This is a genomic window from Clostridium kluyveri DSM 555 (assembly GCF_000016505.1).
Taxonomy (GTDB): domain Bacteria; phylum Bacillota; class Clostridia; order Clostridiales; family Clostridiaceae; genus Clostridium_B; species Clostridium_B kluyveri.
In genome coordinates, this window is sequence record NC_009706.1 from 1,100,840 (window position 1) to 1,121,322 (window position 20,483).

Sequence of the window (20,483 nt, forward strand, 5' to 3'; positions counted from 1 at the left end):
GGTTTATTTTAAAGGTACTTGGAATTATTAGTTATTTCAAGACCACTCATAGATATGGAATCAACAATTGGCCCTAGAAAAGTTGCAAATAAAGAGATATAAAACAGGAGAAGACAGTAGATAAGGTAAAAGTAACTATAGCTGAAGAAATAGATGATTATGAAGGAATTGAAGTTAACAACTTAGAAAAAATACTTTGTTAATTTTGAAAAACTCCCCAGATTTTTTAAAATAGTAATTTGACTAAAATTATTAAAATCAAACAGAAAAATACAGTTGCAACTTAAACTTAATTGATTTAATATTAATTGTATTGTATTTAACAGTGAAGTCCATATAAAGGATTACACCAGAATATTTTTAATATGAACTAAATTTAAAATAGATATTCGAAAGGGAGAATGAAAATGGAGATAATGGATAAGGACTTACAGTCAATACAGGAAGTAAGAACTCTTATAGCAAAAGCAAAGAAAGCTCAAGCAGAATTTAAAAATTTTTCTCAAGAAGCTGTAAACAAGGTAATAGAAAAAATAGCTAAGGCTACAGAAGTTGAAGCTGTAAAACTTGCAAAATTGGCATATGAAGATACAGGATATGGAAAATGGGAAGATAAAGTAATAAAGAATAAGTTTTCAAGTATAGTAGTTTATAACTATATTAAAGATTTGAAAACGGTTGGAATTTTAAAAGAAGACAAGGAAAAGAAATTAATAGATATAGCTGTTCCACTTGGAGTTATAGCAGGACTTATACCTTCAACTAACCCAACTTCAACAGCAATATTCAAGGTATTAATAGCATTAAAGGCAGGAAATGCAATAGTATTCTCACCACATCCAACAGCAGTAAGAAGTATTACAGAAACTGTAAAGATAATGCAGAAAGCTGCAGTAGAAGCAGGAGCACCAGATGGATTAATCCAATGTATGTCAATATTGACAGTAGAAGGTACTGCTGAATTGATGAAGAATAAGGATACAGCACTTATCCTTGCAACAGGTGGAGAAGGAATGGTAAGAGCAGCTTACAGTTCAGGAACACCAGCTATAGGAGTTGGACCTGGAAACGGCCCATGCTTTATTGAAAGAACAGCAGATATTCCTACAGCAGTAAGAAAAGTAATAGGCAGTGATACTTTTGATAATGGAGTAATATGTGCTTCAGAACAATCAATAATAGCAGAGACAGTAAAGAAAGCAGAGATAATTGAAGAATTCAAGAGACAAAAAGGATATTTCTTAAATGCAGAAGAATCAGAAAAAGTAGGCAAGATTTTATTAAGAGCTAATGGAACACCAAACCCAGCAATAGTAGGAAAAGATGTTCAAGCATTAGCAAAATTAGCAGGAATAAGCATACCAAGCGATGCGGTAATATTACTTTCAGAGCAGACAGATGTGAGTCCAAAGAACCCTTATGCAAAGGAAAAATTAGCTCCAGTACTTGCATTCTATACAGTAGAAGACTGGCATGAAGCATGTGAAAAATCCTTAGCACTTCTTCATAACCAAGGAAGTGGACATACATTAATAATTCACTCACAGAATGAAGAAATCATAAGAGAATTCGCATTGAAGAAACCAGTATCAAGAATACTTGTAAATTCACCTGGATCACTTGGAGGAATAGGTGGAGCTACAAATCTTGTACCATCACTTACATTAGGCTGTGGAGCAGTAGGTGGAAGTGCAACTTCAGATAACGTAGGACCAGAAAACTTATTCAACATAAGAAAAGTAGCTTATGGAACTACGACAGTAGAAGAAATAAGAGAAGCTTTTGGTGTAGGAGCAGCTTCATCAAGTGCACCAGCAGAACCAGAAGATAATGAAGATGTACAGGCTATAGTAAAAGCTATAATGGCTAAATTAAATCTTTAATATATAAGAATATTTATTATGGGGTTATAGATTAAAAAAGTACTAGCGCGGCACGGTTGAATAGAAAAATAAATAAAATATAACTGAATAGTTAGGAAAGAGGGGTTTTTATGAGTACATTTAGCATTAAGCCTACTGTATTCTTTGATGAAGGTTCAGTAGAATACCTTAATAATTTAAAAGAACAAAATGAGGGGCTTATCATATGTTGTGATGAAGGTTCCATAGATTACTTAAATAACTTGGCTGGAAAAAGAGCTCTTATAGTAACAGACCCATTTATGGTTAAATCAGGAGCTGTAAATAAGATAACAGATATATTCAAGAGAATTAATGTAGATTATGAAATATTTGCAGAAATAGTGCCAGATCCACCAGTTAGTATAGTTGCAGACGGAGTAGGACGTATGATAGCTTTCAAACCTGATGCATTGATTGCACTAGGCGGAGGTTCTTCAATTGATGCAACAAAGAGTATAATGGCATTTTGTTTAAAGATATTAAAGAACAAAGGCGATGCATCAGGATATAAAAAACCATTGTTTATAGCAGTACCAACTACAAGTGGTACAGGTTCAGAAGTTACAGCTTTCTCAATAATCACAACAGGAAAGAAAAAAGTAGCTTTAATTGACCAAGGATTAATACCAGATGTAGCAATATTGGATGCAGACTTTGTTAAGACAGTACCAAGCAGAATAACAGCAGATACTGCAATAGACGTTATAACTCACGGAGTAGAAGCTTATGTTTCAACTATTGCTTCAGACTTCACTGATGCATTTGCAGAAAAAGCTATAAAGACAGTATTCCAGTATTTATTAAAAGCATATGCAAATGGCGGAGACCTAGAAGCAAGAGAAAAATTGCACAATGCATCCTGTATGGCAGGTATGGCATTTACAAATGCAGGACTTGGAATCAACCACAGTTTGGCACATATATTAGGAGCAACTTTCCATGTACCACATGGTAGAGCAAACGCAATAGTTATGCCTTATGTTATAAAATATAATGCAAACTTAGAAAGTGGAGTAGAAACAAGAGCAGCAAAGAGATACAGAGAAATAGCAGAATTCTTAGGATTACCTGCTTCAACTGTAAAAGAAGGAGTAACAAGTCTTATATGTGCAATAAACGTGCTTAAGAAAGAGACTAATACTCCTATGAACATAAAAGAAGCTGGAGTAAGCAGAGAAGAATTCATGAGTAAAGTAGACTTTATGGGAGAAATTGCACTTGCAGACAGGTGTACACCTAACAATCCAAGAGTTCCTACTAAGGAAGATTTAATTGCAGTATTTAAAGAAGCTTATGGTGACTAGAATATAATTTGGTAAGTTATGGGTATAAGGTGTATAGAACAGGAGAGGCTTATATGGCTATATAGAGCGGAGAAATCTAAAAGGCATAAAAGTTTGAAGTTTTGAGTATTTGAATATGAGTTATTAATTATCTGACTATATGCTTATAAGGTGTTTGACAAAAGAATAATATAAATACACTTAAAAATATAAAGTTTTAAATTTGTTGAAGATAATTATGTGGTATATTAGCCATCCTCCTGTTTCTATCACTAAACCTTATGTTTATTATACATACATTATAAAATGATTAGTGTATAATGAAACATCCTTTTATAGATAACTATGGTTATCGGATTTTTAAAAGGATGTTTTATGTGGGTAAGGTTTAGTGTGTAATTTTATGGGAATGACATAGTCAAAAGATGGCTAAATTTATATACATTAAATTTTCAGTTGTTATTTTACACTAAATATTATTCGAAAGGGAGAATGAAAATGGAGATAATGGATAAGGACTTACAGTCAATACAGGAAGTAAGAACTCTTATAGCAAAAGCAAAGAAAGCTCAAGCAGAATTTAAAAATTTTTCTCAAGAAGCTGTAAACAAGGTAATAGAAAAAATAGCTAAGGCTACAGAAGTTGAAGCTGTAAAACTTGCAAAATTGGCATATGAAGATACAGGATATGGAAAATGGGAAGATAAAGTAATAAAGAATAAGTTTTCAAGTATAGTAGTTTATAACTATATTAAAGATTTGAAAACGGTTGGAATTTTAAAAGAAGACAAGGAAAAGAAATTAATAGATATAGCTGTTCCACTTGGAGTTATAGCAGGACTTATACCTTCAACTAACCCAACTTCAACAGCAATATTCAAGGTATTAATAGCATTAAAGGCAGGAAATGCAATAGTATTCTCACCACATCCAACAGCAGTAAGAAGTATTACAGAAACTGTAAAGATAATGCAGAAAGCTGCAGTAGAAGCAGGAGCACCAGATGGATTAATCCAATGTATGTCAATATTGACAGTAGAAGGTACTGCTGAATTGATGAAGAATAAGGATACAGCACTTATCCTTGCAACAGGTGGAGAAGGAATGGTAAGAGCAGCTTACAGTTCAGGAACACCAGCTATAGGAGTTGGACCTGGAAACGGCCCATGCTTTATTGAAAGAACAGCAGATATTCCTACAGCAGTAAGAAAAGTAATAGGCAGTGATACTTTTGATAATGGAGTAATATGTGCTTCAGAACAATCAATAATAGCAGAGACAGTAAAGAAAGCAGAGATAATTGAAGAATTCAAGAGACAAAAAGGATATTTCTTAAATGCAGAAGAATCAGAAAAAGTAGGCAAGATTTTATTAAGAGCTAATGGAACACCAAACCCAGCAATAGTAGGAAAAGATGTTCAAGCATTAGCAAAATTAGCAGGAATAAGCATACCAAGCGATGCGGTAATATTACTTTCAGAGCAGACAGATGTGAGTCCAAAGAACCCTTATGCAAAGGAAAAATTAGCTCCAGTACTTGCATTCTATACAGTAGAAGACTGGCATGAAGCATGTGAAAAATCCTTAGCACTTCTTCATAACCAAGGAAGTGGACATACATTAATAATTCACTCACAGAATGAAGAAATCATAAGAGAATTCGCATTGAAGAAACCAGTATCAAGAATACTTGTAAATTCACCTGGATCACTTGGAGGAATAGGTGGAGCTACAAATCTTGTACCATCACTTACATTAGGCTGTGGAGCAGTAGGTGGAAGTGCAACTTCAGATAACGTAGGACCAGAAAATTTATTCAACATAAGAAAAGTAGCTTATGGAACTACGACAGTAGAAGAAATAAGAGAAGCTTTTGGTGTAGGAGCAGCTTCATCAAGTGCACCAGCAGAACCAGAAGATAATGAAGATGTACAGGCTATAGTAAAAGCTATAATGGCTAAATTAAATCTTTAATATATAAGAATATTTATTATGGGGTTATAGATTAAAAAAGTACTAGCGCGGCACGGCTGAATAGAAAAATAAATAAAATATAACTGAATAGTTATGAAAGAGGGGTTTTTAATGAGTACATTTAGCATTAAGCCTACTGTATGCTTTGAGGAAGGTTCAGTAGAATATCTTAATAATTTAAAGGAACAAAATGAGGGGCTTATCATATGCTGTGATTCAGGTTCCATAGATTACTTAAATAACTTGGCTGGAAAAAAAGCTCTTATAGTAACAGATCCATTTATGGTTAAATCAGGAGCTGTAAATAAGATAACAGATATATTCAAGAGAATTAATGTAGATTATGAAATATTTGCAGAAATAGTACCAGATCCACCAGTTGACATAGTTGCAAACGGGGTAGGCAGAATGATGGCTTTAAGGCCAGATGCTTTAATCGCATTAGGTGGAGGTTCATCCATAGATGCAACAAAGGCTATAATGGCATTTTGTTTAAAGATATTAAAGAACAAGGGTGATGCATCAGGATATACAAAACCGTTGTTTATAGCAGTACCAACTACAAGTGGTACAGGTTCAGAAGTTACATCTTTCTCAATAATCACAACAGGAGTGAAAAAAGTAGCTTTAATTGACCAGGCATTAATACCAGATGTAGCAATATTGGATGCAGACTTTGTTAAGACAGTACCAAGCAGAATAACAGCAGATACTGCAATAGACGTTATAACTCATGGAGTGGAAGCTTATGTTTCAACTATTGCTTCAGACTTCACTGATGCATTTGCAGAAAAAGCTATAAAGGCAGTATTCCAGTATCTACCAAAAGCATATGCAAATGGCGGAGACATGGAAGCAAGAGAAAAATTGCACAATGCATCCTGTATGGCAGGTATGGCATTTACAAATGCAGGACTTGGAATCAACCACAGTTTGGCACACATATTAGGAGCAACTTTCCATGTGCCACATGGTAGAGCAAACGCAATAGTTATGCCTTATGTTATAAAATATAATGCAAATTTAGAAGGTGGAGTAGAAACAAGAGCAGCGGAGAGATACAGAGAAATAGCAGAATTCTTAGGATTACCTGCATCTACAGCAAAAGAAGGAGTAACAAGTCTTATAGCTGCAATAAATAAACTTAAGAAAGAGACTAATACTCCTATGAACATAAGTGAAACTGGAATAAGCAAAGAAGATTTCCTAGCTAAGGTAGATTCTATGGGAGCAATTGCTCTTCAAGACAGATGTACACCTAACAATCCAAGAGTTCCTACTAAGGAAGACTTAGTTGCAGTATTTAAAGAAGCTTTTGGTGGAATAGAAGCAGCTTCATCAAGTGCACCAGCAGAACCAGAAGATAATGAAGATGTACAGGCTATAATAAAGGCTATAATGTCTAAATTAAATCTTTAATATGTAAGAATATTAATGTTATAGATAAAAAAGTACTGGCACGGCACGGTTGAATGGAAAGATAAATAAAGATACAATTAAATAGTTAGGAAAGAAGGGTTTTTATGAGTACATTTAGCATCAAACCTACTGTATGTTTTGATGAAGGTTCAGTAGAATATCTTAATAATTTAAAAGAACAAAATGAGGGACTTATCATATGTTGTGATTCAGGTTCCATAGATTACTTAAATAACTTGGCTGGAAAAAAAGCTCTTATAGTAACAGACCCATTTATGGTTAAATCAGGAGCTGTAAATAAGATAACAGATATATTCAAGAGAATAAATGTAGACTATGAAATATTTGCGGAAATAGTACCAGATCCACCAGTTGACATAGTTGCAAACGGAGTAGGCAGAATGATGGCTTTTAAACCAGATGCTTTAATCGCATTAGGCGGAGGTTCTTCAATTGATGCAACAAAGGCTATAATGGCATTCTGCTTAAAGATATTAAAGAACCAAGGTGATGCATCAGGATATGCAAAACCATTGTTTATAGCAGTACCAACTACAAGTGGTACAGGTTCAGAAGTTACATCTTTCTCAATAATCACAACAGGAGTGAAAAAAGTAGCTTTAATTGACCAGGCATTAATACCAGATGTAGCGATATTGGATGCAGACTTTGTTAAGACAGTACCAAGCAGAATAACAGCAGATACTGCAATAGACGTTATAACTCACGGAGTAGAAGCTTATGTTTCAACTATTGCTTCAGACTTCACTGATGCATTTGCAGAAAAAGCTATAAAGACAGTATTCCAGTATTTATTAAAGGCATATGCAAATGGCGGAGATATGGAAGCAAGAGAAAAATTGCACAATGCATCCTGTATGGCAGGTATGGCATTTACAAATGCAGGACTTGGAATCAACCACAGTTTGGCACACATATTAGGAGCAACTTTCCATGTGCCACATGGTAGAGCAAACGCAATAGTTATGCCTTATGTTATAAAATATAATGCAAACTTAGAAAGTGGAGTGGAAACAAGAGCAGCAAAGAGATACAGAGAAATAGCAGAATTCTTAGGATTACCTGCTTCAACTGTAAAAGAAGGAGTAACAAGTCTTATAGCTGCAATAAATGTACTTAAGAAAGAGACTAATACTCCTATGAACATAAGTGAAGCTGGAATAAGCAGAGAAGACTTCATGGCCAAGGTAGATTCTATGGGAGCAATTGCTCTTCAAGACAGATGTACACCTAACAATCCAAGAGTTCCTACTAAGGAAGACTTAGTTGCAGTATTTAAAGAAGCTTTTGGTGGCTAGAATATAAAGTATTAAATACATTTAAATATAATGCCGTGATAGATTTGCTTTCAAATTTATCACGGCATTTAGTGATTGGATTAAGAATAATTTTTTTTATTCATATTTTATCATGTGTGACGAAAGCAAAATAAAAAGACAGTAAAAGGAATGAATCGTATTATGAAGATATTATAAGATATGAAATATTACATATATTTTAATATACTGAATAGTCTGATAAAAGGTAATTTCATATCCATCTTTCTAGTATAAGCATATATAGGGATATTATTTTATAAATTTTATAATTTTTATATATTTAAATAAGTGTTTTATATTAAAATTTCAGTAAATAATTTGAATTAATTAATTTCATAATAATTTAATGAATTAAACTATTGAATTGATATTATGTCAAAAATATTAAAAAGATGACAAAAGTTCTTTAAATCATATTGAATTGTATGAAAAATGGTGGTATTATAATTAGGGTATTCATTATATAAAAGTAATATTACTTTATATTTATTTTTTAAGGAGGCAGTGATGTATGAAAAATATTTTTAGGACAAAACCCATTGAGAGCCTTTTAGAAGAGGCCAGTGGGAAGGAGTCCTTACAAAAAGTATTAGGTTCTTTTGAACTTACTATGTTAGGTATAGGTGCAATTATAGGTACAGGCATATTTGTATTAACTGGACTTGCAGCAGCTAATTATTTCGGGCCGGCACTTGTAATTTCATTTATACTAGCAGGACTTGCTTGTGGTTTTGCAGCACTATGTTATGCAGAAATTGCAGCTATGGTTCCTGTAGCAGGAAGTGCATATACCTATGGTTATGCTGCATTAGGAGAGTTTTGGGCATGGATTATAGGATGGGATTTAATCCTTGAATATGCATTTGCCGTCGGTACAGTAGCAATTGGATGGAGCGGTTATTTTAATAATATTCTTATGGACTTAGGAATAAACCTTCCAAAGGCTATTACAAAAGCGCCTTTTGAGGGTGGAGTAGTAAATTTACCTGCAGTGTTAATACTTTTAGTCATAACAGCTATACTTATAGTTGGGGTAAAGGAAAGTGCTACAGCCAATAATGTAATAGTTGGAATTAAACTGGCAGTAATAATTCTATTTATAATATTAGGCGTAGGACATGTAAATCCCGCAAACTGGCATCCATTTATGCCTTATGGCTGGAAAGGTGTTTTTTCCGGGGCATCTATAATATTCTTTGCTTATATAGGATTTGATGCAGTTTCTACAGCAGCAGAGGAAGTAAAAAATCCTCAAAAGGATTTACCAAGAGGTATTATAGCATCTCTAATTATTTGTACGGTATTATATATTGTAGTATCAGCAATTTTAACAGGTATGGTTCCATATCTGAAGTTTAAAGAAACAGCAGCTCCTGTAGCTTTTGCACTTCAGCAGGTAGGAATAACTTGGGGTTCTGCTTTGGTAGCAGTGGGTGCAATTTGCGGTTTGACTTCAGTTTTACTTGTTATGATGTTTGGACAAACTCGTGTACTCTTTGCAATGTCAAGAGATGGACTTCTTCCAAAAGTATTTGGTCATGTTGATTCAAAATTCCATACACCTTTAAGAAGCACATTACTTGTTGGAATCGTAACTATGATTATAGCTGGATTTACTCCAATTGCAGTGGTTTCAGAGCTTACTAATATAGGTACATTGGCAGCTTTTGTTATAGTATCTGCATCAGTTATAGTTTTGAGGAAAAGAGAGCCAGATAGACCAAGAACTTTTAAGGTGCCATTTTCACCGGTTACTCCTATTCTTTCCATGGCAGCTTGTATCTTTTTAATAATAAACCTTCAAGGTGTAACTCTGATTAGATTTGCAGTATGGCTTGTTTTTGGTTTAGTACTTTATTTTGTATACGGATATAAAAATAGTGCTATTAATGAAGAATAATAAACATAAAATCAATTTAATATCTAAACGGCAGATTACTTAATATAATAATAAAAAATGGCCCTATAAAAAATTTTTAATTGTAAAATTCAAAAAAGTATTGACATTTGAAACATAAGGTATTATTATCGTCACATATACTAAATATTAATTGACTTTAAATAAATGGAAATTTCCATAATTAGTGTATTCAAATATAAAGACTATGATAGGGAAGAGTAAATGGTAAAATATTTTAAAGAGAATGGGGATAGGTGAAAGCCCATAAATTGGATACTATTGAAAATCACCCTGGAGTTGTTAAACTGAACTTATAGTAAGTTTTGCCGGCAGAGCCGTTAATTAGATTAAGTAAAAAAATTGGGTGGTACCGCGGACCAAACTTCTCGCCCCATAGGGCAGAAAGTTTGGTCTTTTTATATGCATATTTTTAAATTAAGAGAGTAAATAAGTTTAACGAAAAATGTTGAATATAAGATAAATAACAATGTAGGAGGAAATATAATGGAAAACTTAAAAATTTATTATGATGAAGATGGAAATCTGGATTTATTGAGGGATAAAACAGTGGCAGTTTTAGGCTATGGAAGTCAGGGCCATGCCCATGCACAGAATTTAAAAGACAGTGGAATTAATGTGGTAATCGGTCTGTATAAAGGCAGTAAGTCCTGGAAAAGGGCAGAGGAGAATGGCTTTGAAGTAATGGAAGCTGCAGATGCTGTAAAAAAAGCAGATATGGTTATGACACTTATACCAGATGAAAAACAAAAGGGCCTATATATTGACAGTATTAAAGATAACCTGACAGAGGGAAAAGTGCTTATGTTTGCCCATGGATTTAATATACACTTCAATCAGATAACTCCTCCGGAAAATGTGGATGTAATTATGGTTGCACCTAAAGGACCAGGACACATTGTAAGAAGAGAATATACAGAAGGAAAAGGAGTACCGTGCCTTTATGCAGTATACCAGGATTACAGTGGAAAAGCCAAGGATTATGCACTGGCATATGCAAAAGGAATAGGAGGCACAAGAGGAGGAGTTCTTGAAACTACCTTTAAAGATGAAACAGAGACAGATTTGTTTGGAGAACAGGTAGTACTTTGCGGAGGAATATCAGAACTTATAAAAGCAGGATTTGAAACTCTGGTTGAAGCAGGATATGCGCCAGAAAATGCATACTTTGAGTGCATGCATGAGATGAAATTGATTGTGGATTTGATGAATGAAGGCGGATTAAGCTACATGAGATATTCCATAAGTGATACAGCTGAATATGGAGATTACAGTATAGGCAAGAGAATAGTAACAGAGGATACAAGAAAAGAGATGAAAAAAGTACTTGGAGAAATTCAAGACGGTACTTTTGCAAAGAACTGGATACTGGAAAATCAGACAGGAAGACCTTCATTTATTGCAAGGAGGAAAAAAGAACAGAACCATCCTATTGAAGTAGTTGGAAAAAAACTTAGGGCTATGATGTCTTGGATAAACAGCAAATAATTGTAGATTAGCAAAAGTATATGAAGAGATATATAAATTAAAGGGGGATATTATTATGAAGATGAAAGGAGCCGAAGTACTATTAAAATGTATGATAGAACAAGGTGTGGATACTATATTTGGCTATCCGGGAGGAACTGTAATACCTATTTATGATGCATTATATAGTACAAAAGAAATAAAGCATATATTGACTGCTCATGAGCAAGGGGCTACTCATGCAGCAGATGGATATGCAAGATCAACGGGAAAAGTTGGGGTTGCCATTGTAACTTCAGGACCGGGAACGACTAACACAATAACGGGAATTGCCACAGCTTATGCGGATTCCATTCCTATAGTGGTGTTTACAGGGCAGGTACCTTTAAATCTCTTGGGAAAGAATTCCTTTCAAGAAGTAAATACTAGAAGCATCACAGATTCCATAACTAAGAAAAATTATATTGTAGATAAACCAGAGGATTTACCAAGTATAGTAAGAGAAGCTTTTAAGGTGGCAGCTAGTGGAAGACCAGGGCCTGTAGTGGTAGATATACCTAAAGATATGCAGACAGCAGAAATTGATTATGAAGTACAGGAGAAGTTATCTTTAGAAGTGAATTTGCAACAAAAATCCTATGAAAATGATTTAGATAAAGTGGCAGATATGATAACCAGTAGTGAGAGACCTGTAGTATATTCTGGGGGAGGGACAATAATAGCTGGAGCACAAGAAGAGCTTATGGAGTTTATCCAAAAAATAGATTCACCTATTACCTGTTCTCTTATGGGAATAGGAGCTTTTCCAGGAGATAATGAGTACTATATGGGTATGGTGGGTATGCACGGTACCCCGTGTTCCAATCGCGCTGTAAGTAATTGTGATTTACTCATAGCTGTAGGAGCTCGTTTTAGTGACAGGGTTACAAGTAAGGTATCATCTTTTGCACCAAAGGCAAAGATTATTCACATAGATATAGACCCGAAGGAATTTGGAAAAATTGTGGATGTGGATATGCCTGTGACGGGAGACATTAAAAATGTACTCCAAAGACTTAATAAAAAGTTAAATAAATTAAATCATGCAACATGGATGAATCAAATAAAGCAGTGGAAACAAAGTGAGAGAGATCCTTTTAAAGATAGATGTGAATTAAGTCCTAAGTTTATAATGGAAACACTTTATAATATTACTAAGGGAGATTGTATAGTTACCACAGAAGTAGGACAGCATCAGATGTGGGCTGCACAATACTTTAAATACCTAAAACCTAGAACTTTTATATCATCCGGTGGACTTGGAACCATGGGATACGGACTTGGAGCTTCTATAGGAGCATTTATGGGCAATTCCAATAAGAAGGTAATAAATGTGGCTGGAGATGGAAGTTTTAAAATGAATTCCACTGAGCTGGTTACTATATCTAGGTATAGATTACCAATAGTTCAATTGCTTTTCAATAACCATGCTCTTGGTATGGTTCACCAGTGGCAGGACATGTTTTATGATAGAAGGTTTTCACAGACAGAATTTGGTCCTGAGGTAGATTTTATGAAGCTGGGAGAGGCTTATGGAATAAAGACATTTAAAATAGAATCCAACAGTGAAGTAGAGGGATGTTTGAAAGAAGCTTTGAGTTTAAATGAACCTGTTATTATAGAATGTGTTATTGATACTAAGACAAAGGTACATCCTATGGTTCCACCGGGTGCGGCTATATCGGAATTTATAGAATAGAAAGAGGTAAAGCAAAGGCAGTCTTGAATTAATAAGTATAAGTATTTTTAAGGGAATTGGCACAGCATTATGCTGCACCAATTTCCTATTTATTTTTGGCTGCTTTTAGCGGGATTTTTTAATACAGATATTCTGAATATTTTAGTATATAAGATTTGATTCTTTTTAAACAGATTGGAATATTTCGAAGAATTGGTTATAATTAATTAAAAGAGATTGAGTGCTAGGAAGTGTGATTGAATGAAAGTTCACGAATCAGCAGAAAATTATTTGGAAACTATATTGGTGTTAAGCAAACGGAATGGTACTGTGAGGTCAATTGATATCGTAAGAGAATTAGGTTTTTCAAAGCCCAGCATAAGTGTTGCTATGAAAAATTTGAGGCAGAATAATTACATAGTTATGGATGATGAAGGATATATTGAACTCACTTCAAAAGGATTTGAAATAGCTGCTAAAATGTATGAACGTCATACTATTATTTCGAAGTTGTTAATTAAACTAGGAGTGGATGAAAAAAAAGCGGTAGAGGATGCATGTAGGATTGAACATGTAATCAGTGAGGAAAGCTTTGAAGCGATAAAAAAAGCAGCAGGTAAGATGATCAGGTGATTTTTAACGGGGACTGGCAGGAGACCAGCTCAGTACCTGCCTTAACCCATTTTCTAAGGATGGTAATTTCCCTTATACAATTTTATATAAATTTCAACATTTATCGTCAATAAAAAAATTTAAAGACTATTTGGATTAAAAAAAGTCTAAACAGAGTAGTAATAAAAAATAATTTTTTATATAATGGCATTAGTTAGTTTTATCTAACTAATGCCATTATTGTATTTGATGTGCCCAAATATCAAGTTCCTTTCAGGCTGACTCTAACATATGTTTTTCTCAATATTTTAAGAAAACATTTAACCATTAAATCAAGAACTGGTAAGTTATGAAGGTAAATGATAATGAGTAACATTAGATATGCATTTTCATTCAAAAAAAAGTATGGTTTTGAATGAAAATTTCATATTAACAAATTGTATTCAAATAAAATATTAAGGGGGAATCTATTTGAGATTAAGGAAAATCTTAGGATTAATAGTAGGTGCGGTAATGTTATTTTCAACCACTGTTTTTGCAGAGTCTTCATATTCTTTGGACCAAAAAAGGATCTTTGGAAAAGACAGATATGAAACTTCATCACTTATAAGCAAAAATGGTTGGGAAAGTGCTTCTAGTGTAGTAATATGTAATGGAGAAAATTTTCCAGATGCACTTTGCGCTGCACCTCTTGCAAAAAAGTATAATGCACCAATTTTACTTGTCAGCAAATCGGGCTTGAGTGAAAGTACAAAGGAAGAATTATCCAGGCTAAATCCTGATAAACTGATAATTATAGGTGGAAATGGAGTCATACCTGACAAGGTAATATCTGAAATAAAAACTGCAGCACCTAAGGCTAGCGATGTAACAAGGCTAGGAGGAACTACAAGATACGACACTTCAAAAATGATTGCGGATAAAGTTGGAAAAAGTTCTTCAATAGTATTGGTTTCAGGAAAGGCTTCATCAGATGCACTTTCCATAAGTTATATAGCTGCCAATAAGGGCATGCCTATTTTATTAGCGGACAGAAAAGAAGATGTGTTGGAGTATTCAAAAGATAACAGTGTAGAAAAGGCCTACATAATAGGGGGAGAATCCCTGGTATCAAAGGACATAGAAAGCATATTTAAAAATACTGAAAGAATATACGGAAAGGACAGATATGAAAGCAACCAAAAAATACTTGATAAATTTAAAGATGATATAAATTTTGGCAGTATATATCTGGCATCTGCCCAGTATAACGGAGTAGATCAATTTGCAGATGCATTATCTGTTTCAGCTCTGGCATCTAAAGATTGCAACCCTATAATATTAGTAAGCGGCACTATGAATAAGGATACAGTTAGTATAATAAAATCCAAAGTTGATAAAAACAGCAAAGTAATAGCAATAGGAGGGACTTCACTAGTATCTGAAAATATAGTAACCAGTGTAGCTAATGTAAATTCTTCTGAAAATGACAAGCCTACGCCAAGCAAACCTAGTGGCGGCGGTGGAGGTGGAGGAGGCTCTTCCAGCAGTAATCCATTTGCAGGAGGAAATGGTACTGTATCTTCTCCATATAAAATTGCTACTGCTGCACAGCTTAATAAAGTACGAAGTTATTTAAACAAAAACTTCATTCTTACAGCAGACATTGATTTATCAAGCTATGCAAATTGGGAACCTATTGGTGCTTTTAAACCTTTATCCGATAAACCAGAAGATGCGGAGACACCAGATCCCAAGGTAACCTTTAGGGGCAGCTTTAATGGCAATGGACACACAATTTCAAATTTAAAAATTGATCGTAAAGATATGGCAATAGGATTATTTGGCTGCATTACTCAAAATGAAAATAAATCTAATGTAATTTACGATTTAACTGTAAAAAATATCAATGTAATTGGATACAATGATTTAGTCGGTGGTGTAATAGGACATCAGGCAGCGGGATCTCCAATAGAAAAAATTGAACTTATTGGTGACAATAAAATCATTGGAAATGATAACAGTGCCAATGTAGGTGGAATTGTTGGCGGTACAATGTATTCTAATATTACTGATTGTAAGGCACAGGCAGATATAGTTATTAATGGAGATGGAAACAATTTAGTAGGAATATTAGCTGGAGGTCTTGGAAATTGTTCCTTAAGCGGTTGTAGTGCTAAAGGCACCATTACTGTTAATGGAAAGGAAGCTTATTCCATAGGTGGATTAGCAGGATGCATTCACGAAGGTGAATATGTGAAGGACTGTAGTTCAGATGTTACTATTTCTGTAGCTGAAAAGAACTTTATGATTGGAGGTCTGATAGGACACGCTGGAACTTTTGATGAAAATAATCCTACTGTGATTTCAAACTGCACTGTAAAAGCAGATATCACTGCATCGGAAAGTGCTTCACGTATAGGTGGTGTGGTAGGCAGTGGTTTTTATATGGAGGAATACTATGCGGCTCCTTCTGTATATATAGTAGAAAATTGCAGTGTTGAAGGTAGTATTACTGGAGGTACAGAAGTAGGTACTGTTGCGGGTCATGCTTATAATTCTATAGTGAAAAATTGTACAAGCACTATGACTATTGATGGTAATGCAGATGGAACTCAGATTGGAAAGACAGAGACTGAAGCTTCACTATTTGCAGGGGGCAGTGGGACAGAAGCTGATCCATATCAGATTGCTACTGCTAGTCAGCTCAATAGAGTGAGAAGATATTTAAACAAGAATTATATACTGACAGCAGATATTGACTTATCAAGTTATGAAAATTGGGAACCTATTGGTGTTTTTAAAGCTGCATCTGAAGATGATGAAGAAGCACCTGTTATGGAACTTACTTTTTCTGGAGTTTTTAATGGGAATGGCCACAAGATTTCCAATATCCATATTTCTAGAGATAATGATGTAGGAGTTGGATTGTTCGGTTGTGTTGCAGGGGACAATGCCTCTGTTAAAAATCTTGTAGTTGAAAATACTACAGTTTCAGGCAAGCAATTGGTTGGAGGAGTTATTGGATACGCTTCATTTAAAAATGCTGCAGAATCAATTTCACTTGTTGGAGAAAACAATATTACAGGAGGTTTTCTTGTAGGTGGTATTGTAGGAGGAGGATTTTGTGATATCAAAAATTGCAGTGCAAATGCAAATGTGATTTTGGCTGGAGATAATGCTCAGGGTGTGGGTATATTGTCCGGAGGTATGGAAGCATGTTCCTTGATTGGTTCCAGTGCAACTGGTACTGTAACAGCAGTGGGAAATGGAAGCTTTAGTATTGGTGGATTGTCTGGTACAGCACATGAAAGTGCATCTGTGGAAGATTGTAATGCAGATGTTGTGATAACTGTTGGAGAAAACAGCAGTATGGTAGGTGGACTTCTAGGTAATGCAGGTACCTATAATGTAGAAAATCCAACTATTATCAAGAATTGTTCTGCTAATGCTTCTATTAAAGCAGCAGATAGTGCTGAACGTATAGGTGGTATTGTAGGAGCGGGTTTCTACCTTGATGCATATAAGGAATATAGACCAGTTCCATCTGTTTACAAGGTAATAGATAGTGAAACTTCCGGTAGTATTGAAGGTGGCAAGATTATAGGTACTATTGCAGGACATGCCTATAATTCTACAGTGGAAAATTGCACAAGTACTATGACTGTTAATGGTAATGCAGATGCACCACAGATTGGAAAATCAGAAACAGCAGAACCTTCATCCTTTGCAGGTGGAAGCGGTACTGAAGCTGACCCATATCAAATTGCTACTGCTGATCAGTTGAACAATGTAAGAAAATATTTAGATAAGCATTTTAAACTAACAGCTGATATAGATTTAGCAAGCTATGAAAATTGGGAGCCTATTGGAGCATTTAATCTACAGGCTGAGGATGAATCAGGATATTTGGCAAATGCATTTAAGGGAAGTTTTGATGGAGACAACCACACTATTTCTAATCTGACTACAAATAAAGAAAATTCTGTAGGAGTGGGTTTAATAGGGGCTGCTTCAAGTTCTTCTGTGGTAAAAAACCTTAAAATGAAAAATGTAACAGCTGAAGGTACAACGGCAGTTGGTGCTGTATTAGGTTATAATCAGGGTACAGCTGAAAATATTACATTATTTGGAGACAATAACATAAGCGGTTATAACTGTATTGGTGGTATTTTAGGCGGCAATGAAGGTGGAGCAATTAAAAACTGCACTGCTGCTGCAACAATAAATGTGCTGGGTGACAATGTATTTGAGGATGGGAGATATATTTTGCCTGATAATGCAGAGGCTGGCGGCATTATTGTAGGAGGATCCTTTACAGGAACAATTGATGGTTGCTCTGCTGAAGGGACAGTAATCTCCAAAGGAAGCAATGCCATGGGACTTGGTGGTGTAGGTGGCTGCCTTGAATATATGGAAAGTATCACTAACTGCACGGCAAATGTTATTATTGATGCTGGAGAATCAGCTCATGGGGTAGGTGGACTTTGCGGCTTTGCAGGTATGTTTGATAGGGAAGCTCCTGCTGTGATTTCTAACTGCACTGTTACTGTTACCATTACTGCCAATGGTGCTACACATATTGGCGGTTTAGTTGGCACTGGATTGTATATGAATATGTACGATATGGAGAGTGTATTTGTAATTTCAAATTGTGAAGTTACAGCAGAGATCAAGGGCGCCATTACTCCAGGAACAGTGGTTGGACGAGCTGAGGGAAGTACTATTGAAAGTTGTACAGCAAATGTAACTATAGATGGTGCTTCTGATGGCCCAGAGATTGGAACAACAGACAGACCTTTTGAAAGTGCAGAATAGAGTTGATATTTTAGGTGAAATATCATAAAGGTATTTCTTGAACGGAACAAAAAAATGTTATTTAAGTGGTGAATAGTCATCTAGAAAGTGTTAGAAAGGCCGATGTCATGGGGCGGCTTTGAAATAAAAATCAAAGTCGCCTTAATTTATCTAAGCAATTAAATTTCTCCTTCCATGTAAACATTATATTTCAACTTTTCCTTAGATATAGCTTCTAAAGTGTATTCTACTAATGAATTATCATTTTTATCTGTGAGCATATATCCTAAATTGGTTAAATTATATTTATTTTTTCTTTCTGATATGAATCCATATATTATTAAAGGACGTATAATTCTTAGTGCCAATTCCTTGCTTAGACCAATTTTTCTGCTTAGTTCCAATAAGTCCAGTTCTTCTTTATGAATTTAAAACAGATATAGTTAGATAAAACTAACTTTTTTATGCACTACAGGCTGCTTATGTTTTGATTTTCGATATTCGGAAGGACACATACCAGTTATTTTTTTGAATGCTGCTGCAAATTTGCTTTGATTTTCATATCCTACTTTGGCTGCTATAACGGCAATGCTGTCATATGAGTTCTGAAGCATAAATGCGGCAGTTTTGATTCTGTGATAGTGCATATAATTTCCGATTGTTGTTCCATAAATGCCTTTGAAGCAACTTTTCAATGTGGTTGCGCCAATTCCATATTTTTTTGACATTTCTTCAATTGTAATGCGTTTATTCATATGTGTAATTAAATGATCTCTTATCTGTTTTGTAATGGTTACTTGTTTTCTTGAATAATAGGGTCTTTCTTGATTTTGTTCTGAAATATTGTTACTGCTCAAAAAAAGTAATAGTTCAATCACTTTTATTTGATGATATGTGCGGTAAAGTTCTTCTTTTACTGGATAAGGCTGTGAAAAAATATGTTTTATTTCATTTCTGGCCCTCAGGATAAAGCAGTGACCTTTTACACATAGTTTTTTCATAAGTTTATATAAATCAATGGAATCTGGCAATTTCATTTTTTTGATAGATATCACTGCCTCATCTAAATAAATGATAATGGATATACCCTTAAAATATCCTAATGGGAAATTGGATGAAATTTTTTTACAAGAAAAATTACTAATAGATAAATCACCTTCATTTAAATATATATAATCATTTTTTTTAAACTCGCATTCATATCTGCCTTCCATGCAATGATTTATTTCTATGATATTTATATTTGTTATATTATTATTTGGTCTTATATCTAGTTTAAACAAATTATATGTCAATTGAATTCCGGGAAGTACTTCATACTGTATAAGTTTTCCGGTACCACTGTGATTTTCGATATGGTATTCCGTACAATAGCGGTGCTGTTTTATAGCTTTTAGATCTGAACCAAATACATTTTGCCACTGTATTGTTTGCATTAGTTTGTCTCCTTTCTATTGATATAGTACCTCATTTTAAACCCATATTTTAACCATTGTAATTTATTATACTTTAATTGATATTGATTATCAATATCTTCGCTGGTGATTATAGGAAAATTTGTAGCAGCAAAATGGCAATTTTAAAATTTACTTGATTATTCAAGCAGTTCTTTTACATCCTTATAAATCAGTATATTTGATATACCTGCATAGTATCTTATTATTCCATCAATTACGGTTATTGGAGGGGTGAATCCCTTATGGATAATATTATTTACTTCAATTCCCTCCTTATCCGATAAATTTATTTTATCAAGTTCTATGAAATTTAATATTATATTTTGTGAAACATCACTATTACTAAAAAATTTTTTTAAATTGTTATAAAGTTCTTCTGTTTTTATAAGTGTTACATTTGATTCAGATGAAATAGAATTTTTACAGTTGTTCCTGCAGTTTGTACAGCTGCTGCACCTTGTTTTATTCTGGGAGCTATCAGAGGAATCATGGCTGCTATTGCAGCATCTCTTTAAGGATAGTACGGTGTTCTTATTCCCATATATATTAATTTTAATTTTTAAGTTCATATAATTTAAATTCCTTTCTCTAATAATAACAATTATAATATCATAAA

Annotated in this window: 13 protein-coding genes and 1 other annotated feature; of the genes, 10 read left to right on the forward strand and 3 right to left on the reverse strand. The window is 34.2% G+C overall.

Going from position 1 to position 20,483, the window contains the following annotated elements:
• Window positions 1-407: 407 nt before the first annotated feature.
• The 10 genes from CKL_RS05285 to CKL_RS05330 all read left to right on the forward strand — a co-directional run bounded on the left by CKL_RS05285 (window position 408) and on the right by CKL_RS05330 (window position 18,431).
• Window positions 408-1,883 carry an acetaldehyde dehydrogenase (acetylating) gene (locus CKL_RS05285; RefSeq protein ID WP_012101452.1) on the forward strand — a complete coding sequence of 492 codons (1,476 nt, stop codon included), beginning with the start codon at window positions 408-410 and terminating at the stop codon, window positions 1,881-1,883.
• 110 nt (window positions 1,884-1,993) lie between these two features.
• Complete coding sequence (locus CKL_RS05290; protein ID WP_012101454.1) at window positions 1,994-3,208, forward strand: 1-propanol dehydrogenase PduQ; 1,215 nt, start codon at window positions 1,994-1,996, stop codon at window positions 3,206-3,208.
• 477 nt (window positions 3,209-3,685) lie between these two features.
• Complete coding sequence (locus CKL_RS05295; protein WP_012101452.1) at window positions 3,686-5,161, forward strand: acetaldehyde dehydrogenase (acetylating); 1,476 nt, start codon at window positions 3,686-3,688, stop codon at window positions 5,159-5,161.
• A gap of 111 nt (window positions 5,162-5,272) precedes the next feature.
• Window positions 5,273-6,580: a 1-propanol dehydrogenase PduQ gene (locus CKL_RS05300; protein ID WP_012101455.1), complete on the forward strand. Its 1,308-nt coding sequence runs from the start codon at window positions 5,273-5,275 to the stop codon at window positions 6,578-6,580.
• Between the two features lie 104 nt (window positions 6,581-6,684).
• Window positions 6,685-7,899, forward strand: coding sequence for a 1-propanol dehydrogenase PduQ (locus CKL_RS05305; protein WP_012101456.1), 1,215 nt, complete (start codon window positions 6,685-6,687; stop codon window positions 7,897-7,899).
• Between the two features lie 532 nt (window positions 7,900-8,431).
• The gene (gene bcaP / locus CKL_RS05310; protein ID WP_012101457.1) at window positions 8,432-9,820 is read left to right on the forward strand and encodes a branched-chain amino acid transporter BcaP; all 1,389 of its coding nucleotides are present in this window, start codon (window positions 8,432-8,434) and stop codon (window positions 9,818-9,820) included.
• A gap of 196 nt (window positions 9,821-10,016) precedes the next feature.
• Window positions 10,017-10,217 (forward strand) — a binding site (T-box leader).
• 107 nt (window positions 10,218-10,324) lie between these two features.
• Complete coding sequence (gene ilvC / locus CKL_RS05315) at window positions 10,325-11,326, forward strand: ketol-acid reductoisomerase (protein WP_012101459.1); 1,002 nt, start codon at window positions 10,325-10,327, stop codon at window positions 11,324-11,326.
• A 55-nt stretch (window positions 11,327-11,381) separates the two neighbouring features.
• Complete coding sequence (gene ilvB / locus CKL_RS05320; RefSeq protein WP_012101460.1) at window positions 11,382-13,043, forward strand: biosynthetic-type acetolactate synthase large subunit; 1,662 nt, start codon at window positions 11,382-11,384, stop codon at window positions 13,041-13,043.
• 240 nt (window positions 13,044-13,283) lie between these two features.
• Entirely contained in the window at window positions 13,284-13,655 is a 372-nt protein-coding gene (locus tag CKL_RS05325) for a metal-dependent transcriptional regulator (RefSeq protein ID WP_012101461.1), read from the forward strand.
• Between the two features lie 450 nt (window positions 13,656-14,105).
• Window positions 14,106-18,431: a cell wall-binding repeat-containing protein gene (locus CKL_RS05330; protein WP_012101462.1), complete on the forward strand. Its 4,326-nt coding sequence runs from the start codon at window positions 14,106-14,108 to the stop codon at window positions 18,429-18,431.
• A 158-nt stretch (window positions 18,432-18,589) separates the two neighbouring features.
• On the opposite strand, the gene CKL_RS05335 is transcribed toward CKL_RS05330, so the two are convergent.
• The 3 genes from CKL_RS05335 to CKL_RS05345 all read right to left on the reverse strand — a co-directional run bounded on the left by CKL_RS05335 (window position 18,590) and on the right by CKL_RS05345 (window position 20,436).
• Complete coding sequence (locus CKL_RS05335; protein ID WP_012101463.1) at window positions 18,590-18,814, reverse strand: hypothetical protein; 225 nt, start codon at window positions 18,812-18,814, stop codon at window positions 18,590-18,592.
• A gap of 39 nt (window positions 18,815-18,853) precedes the next feature.
• Complete coding sequence (locus CKL_RS05340) at window positions 18,854-19,846, reverse strand: helix-turn-helix domain-containing protein (protein ID WP_012101464.1); 993 nt, start codon at window positions 19,844-19,846, stop codon at window positions 18,854-18,856.
• A 158-nt stretch (window positions 19,847-20,004) separates the two neighbouring features.
• Window positions 20,005-20,436: a hypothetical protein gene (locus CKL_RS05345; protein WP_012101465.1), complete on the reverse strand. Its 432-nt coding sequence runs from the start codon at window positions 20,434-20,436 to the stop codon at window positions 20,005-20,007.
• Window positions 20,437-20,483: the final 47 nt, after the last annotated feature.

Coding starts and splice junctions, on each gene's coding strand:
- CKL_RS05345 (WP_012101465.1), bottom strand. CDS start 20,436: ATGAACTTAAAAATTAAAATTAATATATATGGGAATAAGAACACCGTA.
- CKL_RS05325 (WP_012101461.1), top strand. CDS start 13,284: ATGAAAGTTCACGAATCAGCAGAAAATTATTTGGAAACTATATTGGTG.
- CKL_RS05300 (WP_012101455.1), top strand. CDS start 5,273: ATGAGTACATTTAGCATTAAGCCTACTGTATGCTTTGAGGAAGGTTCA.
- bcaP (WP_012101457.1), top strand. CDS start 8,432: ATGAAAAATATTTTTAGGACAAAACCCATTGAGAGCCTTTTAGAAGAG.
- CKL_RS05295 (WP_012101452.1), top strand. CDS start 3,686: ATGGAGATAATGGATAAGGACTTACAGTCAATACAGGAAGTAAGAACT.
- CKL_RS05285 (WP_012101452.1), top strand. CDS start 408: ATGGAGATAATGGATAAGGACTTACAGTCAATACAGGAAGTAAGAACT.
- CKL_RS05305 (WP_012101456.1), top strand. CDS start 6,685: ATGAGTACATTTAGCATCAAACCTACTGTATGTTTTGATGAAGGTTCA.
- ilvB (WP_012101460.1), top strand. CDS start 11,382: ATGAAGATGAAAGGAGCCGAAGTACTATTAAAATGTATGATAGAACAA.
- CKL_RS05290 (WP_012101454.1), top strand. CDS start 1,994: ATGAGTACATTTAGCATTAAGCCTACTGTATTCTTTGATGAAGGTTCA.
- ilvC (WP_012101459.1), top strand. CDS start 10,325: ATGGAAAACTTAAAAATTTATTATGATGAAGATGGAAATCTGGATTTA.
- CKL_RS05340 (WP_012101464.1), bottom strand. CDS start 19,846: ATGCAAACAATACAGTGGCAAAATGTATTTGGTTCAGATCTAAAAGCT.